16 protein-coding genes are annotated in these 22650 nt (G+C 63.1%); 3 read left to right on the forward strand and 13 right to left on the reverse strand.

Annotated elements, in window-relative coordinates; translation table 11 throughout:
- From VFO93_RS03915 to VFO93_RS03925, 3 genes are all read right to left on the reverse strand, one after another.
- A partial coding sequence (locus VFO93_RS03915) for a deoxynucleoside kinase (protein ID WP_325133012.1) occupies nt 1–446 on the reverse strand: 446 nt, incomplete at its 3' end.
- An 85-nt stretch (nt 447–531) separates the two neighbouring features.
- Entirely contained in the window at nt 532–1653 is a 1122-nt protein-coding gene (locus VFO93_RS03920; RefSeq protein WP_325133013.1) for a glycosyltransferase, read from the reverse strand.
- Between the two features lie 18 nt (nt 1654–1671).
- The gene (locus VFO93_RS03925) at nt 1672–2403 is read right to left on the reverse strand and encodes a polysaccharide deacetylase family protein (protein ID WP_325133014.1); all 732 of its coding nucleotides are present in this window, start codon (nt 2401–2403) and stop codon (nt 1672–1674) included.
- A 160-nt stretch (nt 2404–2563) separates the two neighbouring features.
- Here VFO93_RS03925 and trxA point away from each other — a divergent pair, with 160 nt between their 5' ends.
- The 3 genes from trxA to VFO93_RS03940 all read left to right on the forward strand — a co-directional run bounded on the left by trxA (nt 2564) and on the right by VFO93_RS03940 (nt 6262).
- Nucleotides 2564–2869 carry a thioredoxin gene (trxA, locus tag VFO93_RS03930; protein WP_325133015.1) on the forward strand — a complete coding sequence of 102 codons (306 nt, stop codon included), beginning with the start codon at nt 2564–2566 and terminating at the stop codon, nt 2867–2869.
- Between the two features lie 81 nt (nt 2870–2950).
- Entirely contained in the window at nt 2951–5299 is a 2349-nt protein-coding gene (locus VFO93_RS03935) for a TonB-dependent receptor (RefSeq protein ID WP_325133016.1), read from the forward strand.
- A 96-nt stretch (nt 5300–5395) separates the two neighbouring features.
- A complete protein-coding gene (locus VFO93_RS03940; protein WP_325133017.1) occupies nt 5396–6262 on the forward strand; it encodes a DUF4249 family protein in 867 nt (288 codons plus the stop codon).
- 261 nt (nt 6263–6523) lie between these two features.
- Here VFO93_RS03940 and VFO93_RS03945 read toward each other — a convergent pair whose 3' ends face one another.
- From VFO93_RS03945 to VFO93_RS03990, 10 genes are all read right to left on the reverse strand, one after another.
- Nucleotides 6524–6739 carry a PID-CTERM protein-sorting domain-containing protein gene (locus tag VFO93_RS03945; protein WP_325133018.1) on the reverse strand — a complete coding sequence of 72 codons (216 nt, stop codon included), beginning with the start codon at nt 6737–6739 and terminating at the stop codon, nt 6524–6526.
- An 83-nt stretch (nt 6740–6822) separates the two neighbouring features.
- Entirely contained in the window at nt 6823–10653 is a 3831-nt protein-coding gene (locus tag VFO93_RS03950; protein WP_325133019.1) for a DUF4331 family protein, read from the reverse strand.
- Nucleotides 10654–10686: 33 nt separating this feature from the next.
- Nucleotides 10687–12405: a DUF4331 domain-containing protein gene (locus VFO93_RS03955; protein ID WP_325133020.1), complete on the reverse strand. Its 1719-nt coding sequence runs from the start codon at nt 12403–12405 to the stop codon at nt 10687–10689.
- Nucleotides 12406–13136: 731 nt separating this feature from the next.
- On the reverse strand, nt 13137–15455 hold the full coding sequence (locus VFO93_RS03960; RefSeq protein ID WP_325133021.1) for a TonB-dependent receptor: 2319 nt from the start codon (nt 15453–15455) through the stop codon (nt 13137–13139).
- Nucleotides 15456–15600: 145 nt separating this feature from the next.
- Nucleotides 15601–15996, reverse strand: a complete 396-nt coding sequence (locus VFO93_RS03965) for a hypothetical protein (RefSeq protein ID WP_325133022.1) — start codon at nt 15994–15996, stop codon at nt 15601–15603.
- A 154-nt stretch (nt 15997–16150) separates the two neighbouring features.
- Nucleotides 16151–16828 (reverse strand): HupE/UreJ family protein, encoded by a 678-nt coding sequence (locus VFO93_RS03970; RefSeq protein WP_325133023.1) that lies wholly within the window; start codon nt 16826–16828, stop codon nt 16151–16153.
- Nucleotides 16829–16940: 112 nt separating this feature from the next.
- Nucleotides 16941–18272, reverse strand: coding sequence for a tetratricopeptide repeat protein (locus tag VFO93_RS03975; RefSeq protein WP_325133024.1), 1332 nt, complete (start codon nt 18270–18272; stop codon nt 16941–16943).
- Nucleotides 18273–18527: 255 nt separating this feature from the next.
- Nucleotides 18528–19688 (reverse strand): signal peptidase I, encoded by a 1161-nt coding sequence (gene lepB, locus VFO93_RS03980; RefSeq protein WP_325133025.1) that lies wholly within the window; start codon nt 19686–19688, stop codon nt 18528–18530.
- A 142-nt stretch (nt 19689–19830) separates the two neighbouring features.
- Complete coding sequence (locus VFO93_RS03985) at nt 19831–20649, reverse strand: purine-nucleoside phosphorylase (protein ID WP_325133026.1); 819 nt, start codon at nt 20647–20649, stop codon at nt 19831–19833.
- Between the two features lie 93 nt (nt 20650–20742).
- A complete protein-coding gene (locus VFO93_RS03990) occupies nt 20743–22635 on the reverse strand; it encodes a M1 family metallopeptidase (RefSeq protein ID WP_325133027.1) in 1893 nt (630 codons plus the stop codon).
- Nucleotides 22636–22650: the final 15 nt, after the last annotated feature.

The raw sequence follows: 22650 nt of genomic DNA on the forward strand, positions 1-22650 counted from the left end.
CTTTCGTAGTCGCGCCCGCGCTTCTCAATCTGGCCGATGAGCTTGGGCAAATCGGCGCGCAGGTAGAGCAGCAAATCGGGCGGGTTCACGAGCCCTATCATTGTCTCAAACAAGGCGTAGTAGTTCTGGTAATCGCGCTCCACGAGCTGGCCCGACTCGTGCAGGTTGGCCGCGAAGATGTGGGCATCTTCGTAAATCGTGCGGTCCTGAATCACGCTTTTGCCCGCCTGCACCAGCTCCTTGATGCGCTGCGTCTGGCGGAAGCGGCCATTGAGAAAGTACACCTGCAAGTGGAACGCCCAGCGCGGCATGTCGGCGTAGAAATCCTTGAGGTAGGGATTATCATCTACCTCTTCCAGAAAGACATCCCAGCGAAAATGCTGGGCCAGCTTGTGGGCCAGCGTGGTTTTGCCGGCTCCAATGTTGCCGACGATGGCGATGTGCATGACGCGGGGAGGCTATTGTTGATGCGAGAAATGGACCCCAAAGATACAGCCGTATCATAAGCTTCAGGTTGGGTATGCGCCGCCGCTACTCATAGCGCCGCCCTTTCCAATCGACCCCGCGCGGCCCCAAAACCCGGCTGAAGGCTACGTGAGTAATGAGGGCCAGCGAGAAAAACTCAAACCCAACGACCAAATGCGCGGCTGGCATGGGCAGCCCGGCCCGGCGCGTGGCCGCCCGCAGCATGATGGCCTGAGCGGCTATTTTCAGCCCCAGCGCCCCTAGCGCCCACAGCGGGCGGCCCGCCAGCAGCAGCCCCGTGAGGGCCAGCCAGTAGCCGCTGAACAGTATCAGCCCCGCCTGCACCTGGCGCGGCAGCGCGGCTACGCCGCGCATCCAGCGCAGCCGCTGCCGTAGCAGCGCCGCCCACGGACCAGCTGGCAGCGACGCGGCCCGCACGGCCGGCTCGAACAGCTGCCGAAAGCCGTAGCCTTGGGCATTAACGGCCTCAAACAAAGCAAAATCCTCGGTAACGGAAAACGGCAGCGCCTCGTAGCCGCCGGTGGCGCGGTAGGCGGCGCGGGTCACGAGCATGTTGTTGCCCATCGCCGTCATGGGCTGGCCGCTGTCGGTGGCTACCTGCGCGGCCGCCAGCGACAGCAGCCAGTCGATGCCCTGCAAGCCCGCCAGCCAGCCCGACCCTTCGACCACCGTGAGGCCCGTGACGGTGCCCACCTGTGGGGCTGCGTGCGCGAGCATGCCCTGCACCCAAGTGGGTGGCAGGGCAATATCGGCGTCAGTAATAAACAAGTACTCGGTAGCGGCGTGGCGGGCCAGGTGGGCCAGCACGTTGGCCTTACCGCGTGCCTGGCCCAGGTTTTCGGTGATGGGAATGACGGCGAATTTTCCGGCGAAGCCCTGCATAGCGGCTTCGGCCACGGCGCGGGTGCGGTCGGTGCTGGCATCATCGCCCACCAGCACGTCGAGCAGGGGCGCGGGGTAGTCGAGGGCGCGCACGCTGGCCAGGCAGCGCGGCAGGGCGGCCTCTTCATTGCGGGCGGCGATGAGAATGCTCACGCGGGGCAGCGGCACAGGCAGCGGCACCGGCGCGGGCGCGCCGGTGCGCGCCGCCAGGCGCTGCGTAATGATGCTGAGCCAAACCAGCCACAGGGCGCAATAGATGGCGCAGAAATAAAACAGTACACTCATTATCAGAAGCCGACCGAGCTACAGCGTGGCAAACTCGTATCCTAGCTCGCTATAATGCGCCAGCAGCCGGGGCAACAAAAAACGTAGCGAGCGGCTGGCCTTGCGCGAGTCGTGCAGCACCACGATGTCGCCGGGGCGGGTGGCGGCCAGCGTGAGGCGCAGCGCCCGCTCGGGCGCAAGGTCGGGGTCGTAGTCGCGGGTGAGCAGGCTCCACATTATCAGGCGGTAGTGGGGCCGCAACGCTCGCAGCACCGGCCAGGTGAGGCGACCGTAGGGCGGGCGGAAGAGGGGCTTTTGGTGCCTGGTGCCTGGTGCTTGGTGCTTAGACTCGTTGCTTTTTATTAACTGCCTTTGCCACTCAAAGCCCAACCACTCAGCCCCAGGCACTAAGCACGCCAGCGCCCGCTGGCATTCGGCCACCCCGGCCAGGTAGTCGGCGCGGGGCGTGCGCCAGGCGCTGCGGTGGTGCTGGGTGTGGTTGCCGAGGCGGTGGCCGGCGGCCAATGCGGCGCGGGGTATTTCGGGGTGGCGCAACAGGTTGTCGCCCACGCAAAAAAACGTGGCCTGCGCCCCGAAAGCCGCCAACTGCTCCAGCACCCAGGGCGTTTCCTCCGGGATGGGGCCATCGTCGAAGGTGAGGTAGAGGCGCGGCCGGCCGCCGGGGCCGGCCGGCGCAGCGCGCCACTCGGTACCCGGAAACAGGGGCCGCAGCCAGGCCGGCGGGCGGGTGAGGGGATTGGGGAGCGACAAAACGAAACCGAAGCCGGCTGGCAGAAGTACTACGCAAGCCAGGAGTTGGTTTGCTACCGCAAATTTACCGCTCGCGTTTTTGAGCGGTACGCCAGCTGGTTTTGAGCTTCGCTTTCCCCAACTCAAAACTCTTAACTCATCACTCTTAACTCAACTGCCCATGCCCCGCAAGTCTTTTTCCGAACTCATCAACAGCCCCGGCATGCCAGTCTTGGTCGACTTCTACGCCGACTGGTGCGGGCCGTGCAAAACGATGGCTCCGATTCTGCAACAGGTTGCCGCCCAGCACGAAGGCAAACTGCGCATCATCAAAATCGACGTAGACAAAAACCAGGCCGTGGCCCAGCAATTCCGCGTGCAGAGCATTCCTACCCTCATTCTGTTTCACAAAGGCCAGCCGGTGTGGCGGCAGGCGGGCGTGGTGCCCGCCGCCCAGATAAGCCAGACCGTAGGCGCGTACTTGTAGGGCCGGCCAGCAGCGCGTAAACTAAATGTGGAGGGTGGGCGTTGGCCGAAAGCCGCGCCCGTGTGGTTGTTATCTTGCAGCATGAGTTTAGTTTACGCGCTACGTACCGTTTTTATAGCTAGTGTTTTAACCATACTACTGCCCGGCCTGAGCTGGGCGCAGGCCCGCTACCTGCTCAGCGGTGTGGTGCGCGATACCCAGGGCGCGGCCCTGCCGGGCGCTTCGGTAGCCGTGCCGGCCCTGGCGCTGGGCACGGCCACCGAGGCCGATGGCACTTATAGCCTCGACCTGCCGGCCGGGCCGCACCAGGTAGTGGTATCGTTCGTGGGCTACGCTCCGCAAACGCTGAGCCTTAACCTAGTTCGCAATCAAAAGCATAGCTTCACGCTAGCCAGTAGCCAGAGCGAGCTGGGCGAGGTAGTCATTCAGGGGCAGCAGTCGCTGAAGGAGAAGCTTCAAACCACCCAAATGGGCGTCGAGCACCTCAGCATTCGGGAGGCCAAGCTGCTGCCGGCGCTATTTGGCGAGGTCGATATTCTGAAAACCTTGCAGCTCAAGCCCGGCGTGCAGAGCGGCGGCGAGGGCACCAGCGGCCTGTTTGTGCGCGGCGGCTCCAGCGACCAAAATTTGGTACTGCTCGACAACGCGTTGGTGTACAACCCCAACCACTTATTTGGGCTGTTTTCGGTGTTCAACTCCGACGCCGTGCAGTCGGTGGACTTGTACAAGGCGGGCTTTCCGGCCCAGTTTGGCGGGCGGCTCTCGTCGGTGGTTGATGTGAAGCTGCGCGAAGGCGACCGTCAGAAGTACGTGGTATCGGGCGGCATCGGGCTCATTTCGTCGCGCCTCAGCTTCGAGGGGCCGATAAACAAGGGCCGGGGCTCGTTTATCGTGAGCGGGCGGCGCACGTATTTCGACGTTTTCACCCGCGCCCTCAACCGCGCCAACGCGGGCAAGGAAGACTACAGCCCCATCCCCGACTACTACTTCTACGATTTCAACGCCAAGGCTAATTATAAGCTAGGCGAAAAGGACAACCTGTATTTGACAGGCTACCTGGGCCGCGATATTTTCGGCTTCACCTCGCCCAATGGCTTCAATTCTAATTTTGCCTGGGGCAATACGCTGGGCGTGCTACGCTGGCAGCACACGTTTTCGCCCCGACTCACCGCCAATACCTCGGTGGCGGTCACCAACTACAAGTACCAGCTCAGCAACGGCGTCGACCAATTCAGCTTCGAGCTGGGCTCTACCATTCAGGATTATACCGGGCGCACCGATTTCAGCTACGTGCCCAACGAGCGCCACAGCCTCCAGTTCGGCGCGCTCGTCACGCACCACAATTTCGGCGTGGGCCGCCTTCAGCGCAGCTCGCAGGACGGTAGCGTAAACTTCGGGGCCGATGTAAACTACACCGGCCAGGAGGGTGGCCTCTACGCTTCCGACAATTTCAAAATCAACGACAAGCTCCAGTTGGAAGGCGGGCTGCGGCTGTCGGGTTTCCGCAGTGGCACTGATACTTATGGCGGCATCGAGCCCCGCGCCTCAGCCCGCTACGCGCTCAGCGACAAGGTTTCGCTGAAGGGCAGCTACGCGCTGATGTACCAGTACGTGCACCTGGTGTCGAACTCGGGCGCGTCGCTGCCTACCGATATCTGGTACCCGTCGCGGCTGCGCGTGCGGCCCGAGCGCTCGCAGCAGGTGAGCACCGGCGTGAGCTTTTTGCTGGGCGACGGCAAGTTTTTGCTCACCGATGAGGTCTATTACAAATGGGCCAAAAACGTGATTGACTTCAAGGACGGGGCCCAGATTTTTGCCAACGACAACCTCGATGGCGAGTTCTTGTTCGGGCGCGGCTGGGCCTACGGCAACGAGCTCTACCTCGAAAAGAAGGAGGGCAAAACCACCGGCTGGCTCGGCTACACCCTGGCCTGGACCAAGCGCAATTTTCCGCCCCAGCTTGGCACCACGGGCATCAACGGGGGGCGCGATTTCTACCCCAACTACGACCGCCGCCACAACCTCACGGCCGTGGTGCTGCACAAGCTCAACGCACGCATCGACCTCACGGCCAGCTTTGTGTACACCAGCGGCGCGCCTACCACACTCCCCGAAGGGCGCTTTGCTATTCAGGATATTTACCAGGGCAGCGTGCAGGCCGTACCCCTCTACCCCGACCGCAATACCTACCGCCTCATCCCCTACCACCGCCTCGATTTGGGCATGGTCTACAAGCTGCGGCCTTCGCGCATCGGCGGCGACCGCGACCTCACGTTCAGTATTTATAATGCTTATAATCGGCGTAATGCGTATTTTATTTACTTTGAGCAGACGCGCGACAAGGCTACGGATAAGATAACGGGCTACCGGGCGCGGCAGGTGTCGCTGTTTCCGATTATTCCGTCTATTACTTATAACTTTCGCTTCTAGACCGCAGATTAAAACGGATTTTTAGGATTTAACGGATACGCCCGGCTGCGCCGGGCTGGCTGGGTGGTTTTTAGGTTTGTTTTTATGACGACTCGTATGAATAAGGCTTTGGGTTTGGGCTTGCTGGTGGCTGCCGTAGGGCTGGCCGGGTGCAACGACTTTCAGAAGAGCATCGACGTGCCGCTGCCCAACTACCAAAACCAATTGGTGGTAGAGTGCTACCTCGAAAATGGCGCGGTGCCGCGCCTCAGCGTGACGGAGTCGGTGCCTTACCTCGACAATGGGCAGGCCGCCGCTGCTGGCTCGCAGGTGCTGGCGCTACCCAATGGCCAGACCGTGCAGCTACCCACCGACGTAACCGTGAATTTGACGCTGCCCGGCGGGCGCGTCGTGAACCTGCCTTTCCGGCCCGGCCTCGACGCGGCCACCGGCAAGTACTACACCCACTCGGGCACGGCGGCCCTGGCGGCGGCGGCCGGCCAGCAGTTCGCCCTCGATGTGCAGGACAAGCGCGGGCGGCACGTGGTGGGCACGGCCGTGGTGCCCACCTTTGTGCCCATCGACTCGGTGAAGTACAAGTTCAACACCGCCGTTGACCGTAAGGCGTATTTCCTCACCAAGTGGACCGACCCGGCCGCTACTACCGATTTCTACCGCATTCAGCTGCATAAAGGCAAGCCCTCCAACAACTCCGAAACCGACAACGACGTGCGCGACCGACTTTTCAACGGGCAGGCCTACGCGCAGGTCACGCGCTATCGCTTCGACCCCAACGACACCATCACGGCCACGCTCTACCACGTCGATTCGGCGTACTTCAACTTCCGGCAGTCGGTGCGCGATGCCCGCAATGCCAACGGCAACCCCTTCGCGCAGCCCGCCGGCATTCGCAGCACGGTACAGGGCGGCGTGGGCGTGTTTTCGGTGCTGGTGAAAGACCAGAAAACCTTGATTTTGAAGTAGCCACGAAGCGGCGGCATGTTGGTAGCCCAAGCCGTTTTTGAAAGAACAGAGCCGCAAAGCGGCGGCACCAAATGATAAGGTACCACCGCTTTGCGGCTCTATTTATTTTCATTTCTGCTACCAACATGTCGCCGCTTCGCGGCTATTGCAAACCGCACGCTGGCCAGCCATCACAAAAGCTAGCCGAACCGTTGCCGAAATCCTTAGTTGGGAGTTTTAGTAACGGTTCGGCTAGCTTTTTACTAACCTAGAAACGGGCTGCTACTGACGCGCCCGGCGGCGGTCGCGCAGCTTTTTGAGGCCGAAGGCCACGCCGCTGGCCAGCAGCAGCGAAGCGCCCCCATCGAGGGGCACGGCGGCGGGCGGCGTACCGGGCGCGGGGCCGCCCGTGCCGGGCTGCGCCTGGGCCGGGGCCATCGTGAGCAAGCCTAGGACCAGCGCGCTGGCAAGGGCGGGCAAAAGGGTATAGTTTTTCATGGAAGAAGCTTGGATGGGAAAACCAAAAAACCAGCTAGTCCTGGCCCAGGCTGCAACTCGCGGCCTGGGCCAGGGCATTTTACTTACTGCTGGATAACCAGACGCTTGGTTACTTTGGCATCGCTGCCCGACAGCTGCAAGGTATAGACACCCAGCGCCATGCCTACCACGTCGAACTGCGAGGTAGCGCCGGCGGCGGTCATGGCGAGCTTGCGCTGGGCCACGGCCTGGCCGAGCTGGTTGTAGAGCGTGGCCGTTACGGTGCCCCGGCCAAGCTCGGCGGGCACCACTACCGTGAAGCTGCCGCGGGCCGGGTTTGGGAAAAGCTGTACCTGTTGCGCCAGCGCGGCGTTGCTGACGGCCAGCGGCGTGGCCGGGCCGAAGTACAGGCTGAAGCGGCCCGGCAGCGCCGTAGCGGCCGCCGTGAAGCTGTACTGCGGCTGCTGCGCGAGGTTGATGCGGGCGCCGGTTGCGGCGTCGAGCAGCAGCACCGTGGTAGCGCTGGCAAAGTTGGCGAGGCTGGTAGCGCTCAGGGTGTAAGTGCCGGTAGAAGGCACGCGCACGTTGAGCGGCACAGTGGTAGCCACGGCCACATCCAGCGGCGCGAGGCCGCTGATGGACAGCTCATCGCCGGTGATGAGGCTACCTACGTTCATACCCGACGAGTTGGGCAGCTTGTAGGCGTCAAACTTGGCGTCGAAGCCAGCCGTAGCGCCCTGCTCGAAGTACACCGACGTTTCGTCGGCCAATTGCAGCGAGTTGCCTTGCAAACTCAGCGTTACCTGCGGGCGCGGGTCGGCGGTAGTGCGGTTGAAGCTCGGCGTGGTGCTGAACGTCGTGACGCGGGCGGCGTTGGTCAGGGCCAGGCTGCCATTGCTGGTGCCGGGCGTGGTAACGCGCATAAAGAAGCCCTGCATGGCCGCCACCAGCGGGTTGCCAAAGCCATTGACGTAGCTGCGGTACTGGCCGGTGTACTGGCCGGTGCTCTGGTACACGTACACGGCATCGTCGAGGTTGGTGCGCGTGATGGCGCTGGTCTGGCTGAAATCGAGCGGGCTCGGATACGGGTTGCCGAGCAGCTGCCAGCCGCTTTGGGGCTGGGTGCCGCGGGCCAGGCCGCTGCGCGTGATAGTGCCGGTAGTGAGGTTGCCCGAGAGGTCGACTACCGCGCTGGCCGGAATATTTACGGTGTAGCCACCGAGCACCGTCATCACGTCGCTGGCCTGCGGCACCACGAAGCCCATATCAAAGGCCGCCGCGGTGTTGGCGGCCATCGTCACGCGGCTCTGGTCGTAGGCATACACGTTGGGGAAGGGCGTAACCAGCGTGGGGTCAGCCGCCGTGTTATAAGCCTGGTTGAAGACTGGGTTGAAGCTCGGCGTATTGCTGGCCAGGTCGCTAAGCATGGTGCTGAGCACCGGCGACGAGTAGTGGCGATAGCCCGCGCCGCTGTTAAAGGCCGGGTCGATGGCCCGCTGCATGGTCGCCAGGCCCGTTACCGCGCCGTTGGTGTTCACCACCAGAGCCGTGCCGTTAGTCGGTGTCGAGAGCAGCGTTACCAGTTGGGCGGCGCTGCTGGCGAGGTTGCCGTTGGTCAGCGTCAACACCTGGGCCACGCCCACGCCGCCGTTGTTCAGCGTCAGGCCGGCGCTGTTATTCACCGTCAGGTTGCGCACGCGGCTGGGCAGGGCGTTGCCGCTCACCTGGGCATCGGTGCCGATGTACTCGTAGTTAGCATCGCTCGAAAACTGCCGCGAGCCCGTGAGCTGAATCGCGCCCGCAGCCGTGCCCGCCGTAGTAATGCCATTACTATCGCAGATGCGCAGCGTAGCACCGGCTTCCAGAATAAAGCTGCCCGAGCCCGTGATGGGGTTGCAGTTGGTAGCCAGCACGCCGCGGGTGCTCATCACGCCGCCCGTTTGCACGCGCAGGGTGCCGTTTACCACGATGGGGCCGTTGAAGGCCGCCACGCCGCTACTGGTGATAGTCACGTTGTTATACGTGCCGGATTCCACGTTCATGGTCGTGCTCACCGTCAGGTCGGGCACAACCAACGTGTTGGTCGGGCCGCTGGCCGAGCCGGTGCCTACCCAGGGCGTTTGCACAAACGGGAACTCGGCCCGGATGGTCGTGTCGTTGGCTTCCACGCCCGTGGTGAAGCCCAGCACGTTGCCGAGCTGCGGCGTCACGGGGTTGGTAGCGGTGGCGCTAAAGTCATCGTACCACAGGCCGATGGCGGCCAGTACCACGCCGCTCACGGCTTTCAGCTCAATCTGGTCCACGGCATCCTCCAGGCGGCGGCCGTTGGGAAAGCCGTCCATGTTGGGGATGAATTGTAGGTTGGTATTCGTGTTGTAGCGCGCATCGGTGAGGCCCAGCGCGGCGGCAGCCAGCAGGCCCTGGTTGCTGAAGTCAGGCGAGTTGCGCGGGGTAGTCGGCACGGCCATGTTCAGGCGCAGCATGTCGCCAATTACCGGCAGGAAGTTGTTGATGAACGGCTTACCCGCCGCCAGCGGGTTCCCGCCCTTGCCCGTCGCCAGCTGGTACGGAATCAAATTCGGCACGCCCGTGTGGAAAATCGGCTTGATGTCCACCGAGCGCGGGCTACCAGCCACGCCGCTATTCAGCAAATACTCGCCAAAGCCCGCCGGGGCCGGCGCGAAGGCCGTGCCCGCGTTGGCCCCATTAGCACTGCTGTACAGCGCGCTCAAACCCGGTGCCCCGTTGCGGAAGTCGAAGCCATTGGCGGGTAAACCCGACCGCCCGGCCAGCGACTTGGTTTGGATGCGCAGCTTCGAGATGTTCGGAATCGCTTCGCCGTAGTACGTCTGGCCGGTGGGCTTGGGGGCCGCGCCGTTTACGGGCACGTTATCAGCCATGTATAAGCCCAGCTCGGGGTTCGAGAGGTAGTTGTCGGTCACGGCCGCCTCGTTGCCGGGGGTGCGGGCGTTCCATGCGTCCTTGGCCCCGATGGGGTTGATAACCTCGTTGGTGAGCGGCATCCCCAAGCGTGATACCTGCACCCAGCTGCCGCTGTTGGTGGGGTTGCCGGTACTGCTCAGGGTTTGCATGGCCGGGCGGCTGGCCGAGGCCCACACCCCAATCACGTAGTCGGGGTCCAGAATATTGGCCGCCTGGTTGATGGGCTTGCCAGATTTTTGCAGGTTCTCCACCGGAATGCTGAGCGCGATGCTGTGGCAGTTTTTGCGCGAGAGCCCATCGGTGGGCGTGCCCGCCCCGCCCGATGCACCGCGAATGTTGGCCAAGTCAAAAATGGCCCCCAGGTCGGCAAAAAACGGGTCGTCCGACGGCCCGCACAGTACGCGCTCGCCCGTCGAGGCCAGCGTAATGGCGTTCAGGCGGCGGTCGGTGTACGAGATGCCCGAGTTCAGACCCGCCGCCCCGTTGATGGAGCGCGGCCCGATGTTATTGGCCGGCACCACGCCGTTGGTAATAATGGCCACCGGCGAACCGCCAGCCACGATTTTCTCGCAGGTGTAGGTGGTTTTCAGGTTTTGCTGCCCCAGCCGGATGTTGAAAAACGTGCTCGGGTCCTGGTTGGTCCGCGTGAAGGTGAAGCGGTACGTCACGTCGTCGCCGGTGGTGGCGGTGTTGTTTTTGATGTGAATCTCGTAGCGCACATTCTCACCAAAGGTCGAGTAGTTGGGCCCGCCCTGCGGTAGCTCAAACGGGATGTAGTTGGCAATAATGATGACCTTGGCGGCATCATTGGGGTCTTTGAAGGCGTAGAGGTCGGTGTTGTCGGCCACCGGGTCGTCGGCAATCAGCGGGGCCTCGCGGTGCGAGGAGGCCTCCAGGGGCGTGTAGCGCAGCTGGCTCCAGAGGGCGCCGCCGACTACCGCCGTCGCGAGCGCGGGCAGCGCGACGTAGGTACGTAACTGGTTGGTAGTCATTTTAGATAGGCGATAGCAAAGTGAGACAATGAGTTAGCGACGCACGCGCATGCCCTGCCACGGCGTTTGCACGTAGGGGAAGCTAGCGCTGAACGTGGTGTCGTTTTTCTCGACGCCCGCCGTGAAATTCAGCACGCCCTTCAGCTGCGAGGTAGCGGGGCTGGGCGAGGTGCCCGGCGTGTAGTCGTCGTACCACAGACCGATGGCGGCCAGCACGGCCCCACTCACTGCCTGTAGCTCAATCTTCACTACCTCATCCTCCAGGCGGCGGCCGTTGGGGAAGCCGTCCATGTTCGGGATGTTTTGCAGCGCCGTGCTGCCATTATAGCGCGGGTCGGTGATGCCCAGCACCGCCGCGGCCAGCAGGCCCTGATTGCTGAAATCGGGCGAGTTGCGCGGGGTGGCCGGCACGGCCATGTTCAGGCGCAGCATGTCGCCCAGGGTCGGCAGAAAGTTGTTGATGAACGGCTTGCCGGCCGCCAGCGGGTTGCCATTCTTACCCGTCGCCAGCTGGTACGGCGCTATGTTCGGCACGCCGGTGTGGAAAATCGGCTTAATATCCACCGAGCGCGGCTTGCCCGCCACCAGCAGGTAGGGGCCAAACGTGGGGTCGGCAAAAACTGTGTTCGCCCGCTGGGCGCTGGTAAGGCCCGACAGGCCGGCCGCGCCATTACGGAAGTCAAACGCACCCAGCGACTTGGTTTGAATGCGCAGCGCGCTTAGGGCCGGCACCGCCTCGCCAAAGTAGGTTTGGCCGGTGGGCTTGGGGGCCGCGCCGTTCACCGGGGTGTTATCGGCCATGTACAAACCCAGTTCCGGGTTCGAGAGGTAGTCGTCAGTCACGGCCGCCTCGTTGTAGGGCGTGGTGCGGTTCCAGGCGTCCTTGGCCCCGATGGGGTTGATGGCCTCGTTGAGCAGCGGCATACCCAGGCGCGACACCTGCGTGTAGGTGCCCGAGGTGCTGGTAGTACCCGTGGTGCCGCCGTTCAGCGTGCGCATGGCGGGGCGGCTGGCCGAGGCCCACACGCCAATTACATAATTGCCATCCAGGATGTTAGCCGCCGCCGAAGCCGGCTGCCCACTCTTTTGCAGCGTAGCCACCGGAATGCTCAGGGCTATCGAATGCACGTTGTACTTGGCCAGGCCATCACGAGCGCCGCGGTTGGCGCGCAAACCGGCGAGGTCGAAAATCGCGCCCAAATCCACGTAGAATGGGTCGTCGGACGAGCCGCAGAACACCTGCTCGCCGCCACCGCCGCTGGCATTGGTTACGGCGCCCTGCCGATAGGCCGTGTACGAAGCCTGCGCCAAGCCCACGCCCGTATTCACCGAGCGCGGCCCAATGTTATACGCCGGCACCACGCCATTGCTGACGATGGTAACCGGCGTGCCGCCCGCCACGATTTTCTCGCAGGTGTAGGTAGTTTTCAGGTTTTGCGCGCCCAGCCGCACGTTGAAAAACGTGGTGGGGTCGCCATTGGTCCGCGTGAAGGTGAAGCGATAAACGATGTCGTCGCCCGTGGTAGAGGCGTTGTTCTTGACGTGAATCTCGTAGCGAATATTCTCGCCAAAGGTGTAATAGTTCGGCCCGCCCTGTGCTAGTTGAAACGGGATGTAATCGGCAATCAGGATAATTCGCTCCGAATTATTGGGGTCCTTGAAGGCGTACACGTCCGTGTTGTCGGCCAGCGGGTCGTCGGCAATCAGCGGCGCCTCGCGGTGGCTACTGGCTTCGAGCGGGGTGTACTGCACGGTGCCCCAAGTAGCGAGCGCCGTGATTGCACATGCCCCGACCGCCCACTGAAGAGGTCTGGTAAATCTGTTCATGGAGAGAAAAAAAGGGGTGAAAGGGTAGGAAAAATCAGCCAACAACACCGCCCCGCAGCACCCAGATGCCTGCAGGGAAACAATTAGATAATAGCAAGCCCTCCTGCACCGCCAACTTGCTAAAAAAAACTAGTGGCAGTGAGGAGAAAATTTAAATTAGCCTCGCGTGAGTAGAGAGAGAAAGGGCGCGTAAATCGTCCGAAAACGTGCAATTGCGATAAAAAAGGCAGGTTTTCACTGCCTCCTTTTTCGCACAAAAAGCTTGCGCATTAAACTATACCAATTAACTGATTCACTAGCAATAGTTGCTAGTCAGCCTACCAATACATATAAATTCCCTAGTGTTGACATCTACGGGAATAATCTCGGCTTGGACTTTAGGAAATGAACTTTTTTCTGAAAAATATTTCAAACAGCTTTTTTGTACATAATTCGGGCTCCCCAGCTCGAATACCTGATATCGCTTAATTGTACTCCTTCCACAAAAACTCTTCAGTAAATCCCCAAAACTTCACCTTACATTCACCATACAGTTACCTACTTTTTAGACAGCGAGCGGCTCAGCTTTACCAGCTGGCACCAAGTAGCCCAGCCAGGGTACCGGAAGACCTACTTTCCGGCACCCTGGCTGGGCTACTTGGCAAAAGCGACTGCGACTAAAAGAACACGCTGGCGTTGAGCTTAATAAAGAACGGCGTACCGGGCGTAAAATTCAATTCATTGACCGACGCGGCCTCGCCGCGCAGCTGGCTGTCGGTGGCAAACTGCGCCTCGTTCCAGGCCACGTTCAATAGGTTTTCGGCAGTAGCGCCGAGTTGGAAGCGCGGCCGGGTGTAGTTGGCCACGGCATCGAGCAGGAAGTAGCCCCGCGCCCGGATGGCGTTGTCTTCCTGGGCCGGGCGGCTGTCGATGTGGCGGTAGCGCAGGCTGGCGCTCAGCCCGTTGGGGTTCTTGAGCGTGAGCCCGCCGATGCTTGTGAAGCTGGGCGCCAACGGGATGCGGTTTTCGCCTTCCGGCGCGTTCACGATGCGGCCGTGGCTGTAGTTGACGTCGGCATCAAGAAAAAGCCGGCCCGTGAGCTGGTAGCGGGCCGACACATCGACGCCGTAGCGGCGGGTGGGGCCTGCGCTTTCGGTGGTGCCTTCATCGCCCGAGTACACCAGCTCGTCTTGCAGGTGCAGCGTCCAGAGAGCGGCGTTCACCACCAGGCTGGGCACGGGCTTGAAGGTGCTGCCCACCTCGGCCCCGGTGGCGCGGGGCAGCGCGTTGAAGCCACCCGTGCCCTGCACTACGCCCCGCGCATCGTTGGAGTGGAAGCCCAGCCCCGAGCGCACAAATAGCTGCACGGCCGGCGACAGTTGGTAGTAAAAGTTGAGCTTGGGCGACACCCGGCCCCGCGTGACGCGGCCCGTGAGCGGCACGAAGCCGGCCGCCGAGTCGGATTTCTGCCCCCGAAACTGGAAGATGAACAAATCGGCGCGCACGGCTGCGTTCACGGTCAGGCGGTCGGTCAGCTCCAGCGTTTCGTCGAGATAGGCGTTGATATTCTGCTCATAGAGGCGGCCGGTACTCACCGTATCCAGGATGCGGCGCTGCACGGCGCGGCGCAAGCCCAGGTCGGAAGCGTCGATGCGGGTGCCTAGGCCCGCTACCGTGTGCAGGCTGCGGCCCCGGTGGCCGAGGCGGTCGTCGCGGTCGTAGGTGGCGGTGTAGCCGTAGAGGTTGCGGTGGTCGGTTTGGTCGATTTCGTCACCGTTGACGGGGTCGTTTTTGAAGAACGTGAAGTTCGAGAACAAACTGAAATTGTAGCGCGAGTAGTACGCCTGTTGGCGCAGCACCGCGTCGTGCGGCAGCGCGGTAGTGAGCACTACCGAGGCATTGGTGCGGCTGGTGCTGCCGCCCTCGCTGGGGTCGAGGCTACCGAAGCGTGAGATAAGGCCTTCAGCTACTGCGCGGTCGGGTATCTGGCCGCTGGCATCCCAGCTGGAGGTGAAGTGCGAGCCGAGCAGCGTGAGGGCGGTGCGGTCAGTGAGCTGGCCGGTGTATTTGACCAGCCCGTTGAAGCGCTTGAAGTGCTGCGGCGCATCGAAGTAGGAGTTGGTGAAGTTGTACTCGGCGGCCACGTAGGCGCTTTCCGGCTTTTTGCTGAACAGGTGGTGCGTACCCAATAGGTCAAGCATCACCAGCGCCCGGCGCGTGTCGAAGCGGCCCACTTCGAGCTTTACCTGGCTGCGGTCGAGGCTGGTTTTGGTGGTGAACTCACCCGCGCCGGCCGTGGCAAAATCGCCGAAACGGGCCGTGTAGGGGCCTTTGTACACCCGAAGTTGCTCTACCGTTTCGGGGATTACGAAGTGAAAATCGGCGTAGCCCTGGCCGTGGGCGTGGCTCACCATGTTCACCGGCAGCCCGTCGATGCTCACCGCAAAGTCGGTGCCGTGGTCGGCATCGAAGCCCCGCACAAAAATCTGCTCGGCCTTGCCCCCACCCGCGTGCTGCGCAATAAACAGCCCCGGCACCAGCCGCAGCAGGTCCTGCGCCGAATTGATGGGCCGCAGGGTCTGGTCGATGTGCGAGATGGCGGCCAGCGTCTGGTTGGGGTCGCGGGGCTGGCTCACGGTTACTTCGGCCAAGTTGAGGTTGGTGGTGGCGAGCGCGGTAGTGAGGCCCCGCGTTTCGCCGGCCACCAGCGTTATTTCGTTGATTTTGAGCCGGTAGCCCAGCGCCCCCAGTTGCACCCGGTAGGTGCCCGCCGCCAGCCCCGCCAGCCGAAACTGCCCGAGCGCATCGGTAGCCGTGCCGCTCGGCTGCCCCAGCAAACCCACGCGCACGCCCGCCAGCGGCTGCCCCGATAAGGAATCCGTAACCGTGCCGCGCAGCGCGGCCGGGCGCTGCGCCACGGCCACTTGGGCACTCAGCAGCCCCAGACCCAAAACCCACCAAGCACTACTATTTTTCAGTAATTTATTAAGCTGCATACCAACGCAATAACAACAGCCAGCGCACACCCGAACGGGCGTATTACTGGCGTTAAGCTTCAACTAAAACCAGCCCGCCGCGCCAGCCTTGGGCTAGGGCACGACCGGGCAGCCAGCGGCCGGGCGGCCGTTGGGGCGGGTAGTTTTAGGCACATTGGGGCGGGGGGTAGTCGTGAGGGCCAACCCAGGCGGCCCAGGCCGCTTGCGCCGCTACGGGGTGCCGCACCAGGCCGGCCCATCGCAGCGGTGGCGTAATAGCCGCCACGGTTGGAGTGGCAAAATGCACATCGAGCCCCTTGAGTTGGGCCAGGTAGTGCAGGCCGGTGCCAGTGGGCACGGGCCGGTGGGCAGCGGCCTGGTCGCCGTTGCAGCGCTCGAAGCAGTCGAGGCGCAGGTAGTTATGCTGCTGGCACTCGTGGCTGTGCACGTAGGGGTGCGCGGCCGAAAAAAGCGACTCGGGCGGCCGGCTCACGACCAGCCCCGCCCCCACTACCAGCAGGTAGTTGAGCAGCAAAAGCCAGGTGAGGAGCGGACGCAGCATGTTGTTTCTGAAGGTTATTTAACTGTCATTGCGAGCGTAGCGAAGCAATCGCATCTGAACGGCTCGTTGTGATGCGATTGCTTCGCTGCGCTCGCAATGACAATCGTTTTTTATGCGGTTTTTATTAAGAGCAAACGGTAAAACTACCCGCCTGCTAGGCCAATAGCCGCTCGACCGTCCAGTAGGCGGCCACTAGGCCCACTACCACCGACACGGGCACTACCACCCGCGCCCGGTACCAGGACCGGTCGGCGGCCCAGCGCCCGATTAGCGCCCAGCACAGCAGGATAATGGAAATCTGCCCCAACTCGACGCCCACGTTGAAGGAAATGAGCGAGCCAAAATAGTCCTTTTGCGGCAGCCCCAGCCCGGTGAGCGCGCCGGCGAAGCCCATCCCGTGAATCAGCCCGAAGCCGAACACGATGGCCAGCCGCCACGGGCTGAGCCGGGTAGTAATGATGTTTTCGAGCGCCACAAACAGGATGGAGAGCGCAATAATCGGCTCGACCACGCTGCCTGGCGGCTTGATGATGCCGTACATCGCCAGCCCCAGCGTGATGGAGTGCGCCACCGTGAACGCCGTGGCCTGCCACAGCACCGGCTTCAGCCGCGGCTCCAGAATGTAAAGGCTGACGATGAACAGGATATGGTCGAACCCCAGCGGCAGAATGTGGGTGAAGCCAAGCTTGATGTACGTCCAGAAAATCTCGGTGCGCGAGAGCTTGCTCAGGTCGGCATCAATGACGTGGGCGGCGGCGGGCAAAGCAAGTAGTAGCGCTGCTACCAGCAGCCAGGCAGTCGCCCTAGCCTTGTGTTTACGAACGAATGTCATGCTGAACGCAGTGAAGCATCTTGGTCAAATTTTATGGCAAGGCAGATGAAGCGGTAGAGATGCTTCACTGCGTTCAGCATGACAACCGTTTTCATTATTACTTACCGAATTCCTACCGCGCGGCCAGCAGGTGTTCGCCTTCGGCCGTTACCTCGGGGTTGAGGTAGGGCGCGACCTGCACGGCTTTCTCGATGAGGGCGCGGCCCTCGGCGGGCTGGCCGGTTTTGCTCAGGATGAGGCCGGCGCGGCACAGCAACACGGGGTTTTGGGAGTTGGTGCGGCGGGCCACCGTCATGTATTTCTGGGCCTCGGCGTACTCGCCGCGCTTGTAGTGCACCCAGGCCAGCGTTTCGTTGACGTCAATATTATCGGGGCGGCGGGCATACTCAATTTTGGCGTGCTCCAGGGCTTTATCCAGCTCGTTGGTTTTGAGGTAGGCGTAGGCCAGCTCGCGGTCGGTGTAGTGGCCCAGTTCCTCGTTGTCATTGGCTTGCTGGGCGGCGTCGGCCAGCATGGCTACCGACTCCTGAGCCATTTTGGTGGCTTCGGCGGGCTGCTTATTCAGGCGGTACACGTCCACCAACTCGTCGGTGAAGGCGTAGTCTTTGACCGTGGCGCGGGCCAGGTTGAGGTTGTGGATGGCGGTAGCATAATCCTTACGGGCGGCGGCCACGCGGGCCAGGCCGGCCAGGGCGTAGGCGTAGTTGGGGCGCAAAGCCAGGGCCTGCTGGTAGTAGCCCTGGGCCTGGTCGAGGTGGCCGCTCACTTCGTAGAGGTGGCCCAGGGCCACGCGGCTCCACTCGGTTTGTTCGAGGCCCGCGAAGCCGGCTTTCACGGCCATGTCCATCGCCTGAATGGCGCCTGGCACGTCGCCGTGAATCTCGCGCAGGTAGCTCACGCGGGCGTAGGCCGTGAGGTCGGGGCGCACCTGGTTCATCTTGTCGGCCATCTTCACGGCTTGGTCGTAGTGGCCCAGCTCCACGTTGGCATCGGTCAGCAGGCCATAGACATAGCCGCTGTTGGGGTTGAGGGCCTGGGCCTTTTCGGCCAGCGCCAGGCCCTGCGAAAAGTGGTGCTGCGTGAGGCTCAGCGAAGCCTGGCAGCACAGCGCCTCGAAGCTTTCGGGCTCGGCCTTCAGCACCTCTTGCAGCAGCTGCATGGCGGCGGCGTCGTAGTAGGGGTGGTTGCCGGTCACGCGGCCCTCCTGCATGTAGGCTTCGGCCAGTAGCAGGCGGCTTTTCTGGTCGCTGGGGTCGGCGCGCAGCTTGGCCAGCAGGCCTTCCATGGCAGCTTTGGTGTTCAGCCACTCGCCGCCCATCGCCAGGGTGCCGATGCGGTTTTTGGGCTCGGGCAGGGCGGGCGGACCTTGCTTTTTGAAGAAGACGATGGCTGCCACGGCCAGCCCGAAAGCCAGCAGCAGCGCAGGGTAAAGCTTTTTTTGCATAGAAAAACGGGTGGGGTCAGCTAATAAAGCAAAGCAGTACGGCGAGGTACCGCGCGCCGGTTGTTGGTAGGGAAGTGAGGACACTATACAGTGCGCTTTGCCCGCCAACCGTGGCGCTTGCAGCTTGGCGCGGCAACCCAGCTACGAAATTGCGGAAAGAGCAGTTTGAGCACACCCGAATATAGTTGCATTCTGGTAGACAGGAGGTGAAACCCTTGCTTTGGAGCGGGCGCGGCACCAAGCTAGAGCTTGGTGTTACTCAACGGCTTGCCCCATGCGCTCCCAGCGAAATTTATGCCGCCAGCCGGCATACGGGTCGAGCGAAAGCCAGACGCGCACGGCCTTGCCCACGAGATGGTCTTCGGGCACGAAGCCCCAGAAGCGCGAGTCTTCCGAGTCGTGGCGGTTGTCGCCCAGCACGAAGTAGTAGTTCTGCTTAATAGTATACTGTGTGAGCGGCCGGCCGTGCTGGTATACCATGCCATTGAGCCAGGTCACTTCCTTATTATGCTCGTACTGCGCGATTATCTTATAATAGATAGCCGCGTTGGCTGGGCTCAGCGCTACCACCTGCCCCTGCCGGGGCACGGGCAGCGGGCCGTACTCATCGAGCTGCCAGCGGCGCGGCACCGCGCTGCGGATGCCCGACACCCGGAAGTCGGCCACGTCGGGAAACAGCGCCGCCACGCGCGGACTAGTGGGCCGCAGCGCCTGCACGTAGGGCTGGCGGCGCAGCGAGTCGGCCACGGCGGCCGGGCAATTAAGGGCGTAGCCCAGCCGGCCGGTTTCGGGGTCGAGCGCTGGCGTCGGCAGGCCGCCGGGCTGGGTGTAGTCGGTGATATACCGGGCGTGCAGCGCCTGCCCTAGCTCGGGGCTGGGGTTGGCTACCTCGGCGAAGTAGCTGGTTTGGGGCGCGCCGGCCACGGGCGCGGGCTGGCCATTGACAAACACCCGGCCCTGGCGCAGCGCAAAGGTGTCGCCGGGCAGCGCCACGCAGCGCTTGAGGTAGTGCGTGCGCAGGTCGGCGGGGTGCTGCTGCTCGTGGGGCACGTGAAACACCAGCACATCGTTGCGGCGCACCGGGCCCAGGCCGGGCAGCCGGTAGGTGGGCAGCTGCACGCGCGCCGAGTAGCTGGGCCAGCCCAGCCCCGGCACCCGCTGAAACAAAAGCGGCATTTGCAGCGGCGTCTGGGGCGTGCGGGGGCCGTAGGCCAGCTTGCTGACCAGGATGTAGTCGCCCACCAGCAGCGAATGCTCCATGCTGGCCGAGGGCACGAGGTAGGGCTCGAAAGCCGCCCAGCGCACTACCACCAGCAGCAGCGCCAGCCACAGCAGCCAGCCCAGGCCGCTGCGGGGCGGCCGCGCGGGCGCGGCCACGGGCGGCGGGGTGGGGCGTTCGGCCAATGGGCTGGGCATGGGGAGAAGGCTAAAGCAGCGGGCAGCGCAAAGTACTGGCTTTTTGCGCAGCGGCCCGCCGTTGCGCGGACTTTGTAGTCCGCGTTTTTGCACTGCGCATACGCGGGACTACAAAGTCCGTGCAACTGCCACCCGCACTACCCTACCCCGCCGCCAGCACGGCCTTCATCAAAGCCGTGAGTCGCGGCTCGGCCGCCGCCGCGGCGGCCAGTATCTCGGGCAGTTGCACGGGCTTGAGCTGGCCGGGGTAGCAGAGGTCAGTAATGACTGAGACGGCCAGCACCGGCAGCCCCAGGTGTCGGGCCGCAATGACTTCGGGCACGGTACTCATGCCCACGGCATCGGCCCCGATGGTGCGCAGGTAGCGGTACTCGGCGGGGGTTTCGAGCATGGGGCCGGGCACGGCCGCGTACACGCCGCGCTGGGTGGTAGCGTTTTGGCCCAGGGCCACGGCGGCGGCGCGGGCGCGGGTGAGCAAGGCGGGGTCGTAGGCGGCGAACATATCGGGGAAGCGCGGGCCGAGCCTGGCGTCGTTGGGGCCGATGAGCGGGTTGCCGGGCAGTAGGTTGATGTGGTCGTCAATCAGCATCAAATCCGAAATACCGAACTCCGGGTTCAGCCCGCCCGCCGCGTTGCTGATGAACAACTGCCCGATGCCCAGCAGCTTCAGCACCCGCACGGGCATGGCTACCTGCTGCATCGAGTAGCCTTCGTAAAAGTGGAAGCGGCCTTGCAGCACCGCCACCGCCACGCCGCCCAGCGTGCCCAGCAGCAGCCGGCCCGCGTGGCTTTCCACCGTGCTCACCGGGAAGTGCGGAATGTCGGCGTAGCTGATTTCGTACTGCACGGCCACTTCTTTGGCCAGCGCGCCCAGGCCCGTGCCGAGGATGATGCCGGTGGTGGGCTGGAAGTTGGGGGCGTGGGCCTGGATGTAGGCGACGGCGGCGAGGAGGTCTTGCATAAGCGAAATGTAACACCAAGCTCCAGCTTGGTGCCGCGTGAGGATGGCACTCGCCGGGGCCGGGCCAGCGCGTCACCAAGCTGGAGCTTGGTGTTACTGCACCGTCAGCCGGTCGTTCTTTCTATCAGCATCCAGATAGATGCCGTGGTCAAAGGCCACGGCCCGTACCACCTTGCCAGCCGGCACCGTGATGGTAGCCCGCTGCTGGTTGGCCTTCCACACCTCGGGCGAGCGGTGCAGGGTTTCGGTGCTGCCGTCGGCGTAGTCGATTTTGAGGTCAACGGGCACGGCGAAGCCGCCCACGTTTTTCACCGTTATTGCGGTGCCTTGGGGCGTCTTTTCGGCGCTGGTCAGCGCCAGGTCGATGTAGTTGTTGGTGAAAAACCAGTTCTGGAAAAACCACGTCAAGTCCTGCCCCGAGGCATTGGTCATGGTGTTGAAGTAGTCCCACGGGATGGGGTGCTTGCTGTGCCAGCGGGCCATGTACTCGTGCAGACATTTCTTGAACAGCTCGTCGCCGAGCATATCCTTGAGGGCCAGATAGCTCAGCGAGGCCTTGCCGTAGGAGTTGTTGCCGTAGCCGGCCTTGAGCTCGCTGCTGGGCGTGATGATGGGCAGGTCTTCGGCCGTGCTGGGGTCGTTGATGTAGCCGACTACCCGGAACTTGCGGTAGAAGTCGTCGGCCGCCGCCGGGCCGTTCTCGGCCCGGCCGATGAGCAGCTCAAACGTGGTGGCCCAGCCCTCGTCCATGAAGGCGTAGCGGCTCTCGTTGATGCCCATGTAGAAGGGGAAGTACGTGTGCGCGATTTCGTGGTCTTGCACCAGCTGCGCGAACTTCATATCGCCCTGCGGGCTGTCGTTCACCATCATCGGATACTCCATGTCGGCAAAGCCCTGGAAGGCCGTCATCTTCGGAAACGGGTAGGGCACGCCCGGCCAGTTGCGCGAAAACCAGCCCAGCGCGTTCTGCCCAAACTTCACCGACGAGTGGAAGTCCTTGGTCGAGTCGGCAAAGGCGGCCTGCACGCTGGCCCGGCGCTTGGTGGCGGGGTCTACCACCACGCTGGCCGCGTCCCACACGTAGTGGTCGCTCAGCCCGAAGGTGACGTCCGAAATATCGGTGGCTTTCCACACCCAGGTATTGAGCGGCTTTTGGGCGGTGATATTTTTCTTCGCCAGGTCGGCGGCCGTGGCCACGTGCATGAGCTCGTCGCTGGTCATCGACTTCTCCAGCTTCTTGGCAAAGGCCGGCTGCAACACCTGCTTAGGGTTTTGCAAAGTGCCGGTGGCCCACACGATATAGTTGGCCGGGGCCTGCACGCGCAGCGTGTAGTCATTGAAGTCGTTGTAAAACTCCTTGCTGTCGAGGAAGGGCAGGCGGTCCCAGCCGGCGTAGTCGTCGTACACGGCCACGCGGGGGTAGAAATAGGCCAGAAAGTAGGTCGTGGGGTCTATCATGCCCTCGCGCCCGCTTTGCTTGGCGAGGGGGAAGTGCCAGCTCACTTGCATCCGCACCGAGTCGTGGGGCGCGAGCGGGCGCGGCAGGCGCACGCCCTTCACGGTGGCCGGGCCGGGCCAGGCGGTGGGCCGCGCCTGCCCCGCCACGCTGAATGAGTCGATGCTGACGCCCGTGGTGAGGTAGTCGGCCCCGGCGTCGCCCTCGCGCGCCGCGCCCGGCTGGTGGATGTTTTGAATCAGCCGGAACACGAGCGTTTTCAGCGTGTCGGGGCTGTTGTTGAAGTAGGTAATGGTTTCGCGCCCCCGGATGTCGGCGGCGGGCGGCGCGGCCCGCACTGTGATGTCGTAGCGGGCGTGGTTCTGCCAGTACCTGGGGCCGGGGCGGCCGTCGGCGGCGCGGGTGCCCTTGGCAAAGGCCCGCTGGATGTCGCGGGGCTGGTAGAGGGGCTGCGTTTGGGCGGCCGAGTGCGTGAGGCTGGCCAGGGTCAGGGCACCGAGCAGCGCCGGGTGTTTCAGGGTGTTTCGCATTAAGGAAAGGTTTTG

The organism is Hymenobacter sp., assembly GCF_035709525.1.
Taxonomy (GTDB): domain Bacteria; phylum Bacteroidota; class Bacteroidia; order Cytophagales; family Hymenobacteraceae; genus Hymenobacter.

What these genes read in the sequence shown, in the direction of transcription:
- VFO93_RS03920 (WP_325133013.1), bottom strand. Translation starts at nt 1,653, where the DNA reads ATGAGTGTACTGTTTTATTTCTGCGCCATCTATTGCGCCCTGTGGCTG.
- trxA (WP_325133015.1), top strand. Translation starts at nt 2,564, where the DNA reads ATGCCCCGCAAGTCTTTTTCCGAACTCATCAACAGCCCCGGCATGCCA.
- VFO93_RS03935 (WP_325133016.1), top strand. Translation starts at nt 2,951, where the DNA reads ATGAGTTTAGTTTACGCGCTACGTACCGTTTTTATAGCTAGTGTTTTA.
- VFO93_RS03940 (WP_325133017.1), top strand. Translation starts at nt 5,396, where the DNA reads ATGAATAAGGCTTTGGGTTTGGGCTTGCTGGTGGCTGCCGTAGGGCTG.
- VFO93_RS03945 (WP_325133018.1), bottom strand. Translation starts at nt 6,739, where the DNA reads ATGAAAAACTATACCCTTTTGCCCGCCCTTGCCAGCGCGCTGGTCCTA.
- VFO93_RS03950 (WP_325133019.1), bottom strand. Translation starts at nt 10,653, where the DNA reads ATGACTACCAACCAGTTACGTACCTACGTCGCGCTGCCCGCGCTCGCG.
- VFO93_RS03960 (WP_325133021.1), bottom strand. Translation starts at nt 15,455, where the DNA reads ATGCAGCTTAATAAATTACTGAAAAATAGTAGTGCTTGGTGGGTTTTG.
- VFO93_RS03965 (WP_325133022.1), bottom strand. Translation starts at nt 15,996, where the DNA reads ATGCTGCGTCCGCTCCTCACCTGGCTTTTGCTGCTCAACTACCTGCTG.
- VFO93_RS03970 (WP_325133023.1), bottom strand. Translation starts at nt 16,828, where the DNA reads ATGACATTCGTTCGTAAACACAAGGCTAGGGCGACTGCCTGGCTGCTG.
- VFO93_RS03975 (WP_325133024.1), bottom strand. Translation starts at nt 18,272, where the DNA reads ATGCAAAAAAAGCTTTACCCTGCGCTGCTGCTGGCTTTCGGGCTGGCC.
- lepB (WP_325133025.1), bottom strand. Translation starts at nt 19,688, where the DNA reads ATGCCCAGCCCATTGGCCGAACGCCCCACCCCGCCGCCCGTGGCCGCG.
- VFO93_RS03985 (WP_325133026.1), bottom strand. Translation starts at nt 20,649, where the DNA reads ATGCAAGACCTCCTCGCCGCCGTCGCCTACATCCAGGCCCACGCCCCC.
- VFO93_RS03990 (WP_325133027.1), bottom strand. Translation starts at nt 22,635, where the DNA reads ATGCGAAACACCCTGAAACACCCGGCGCTGCTCGGTGCCCTGACCCTG.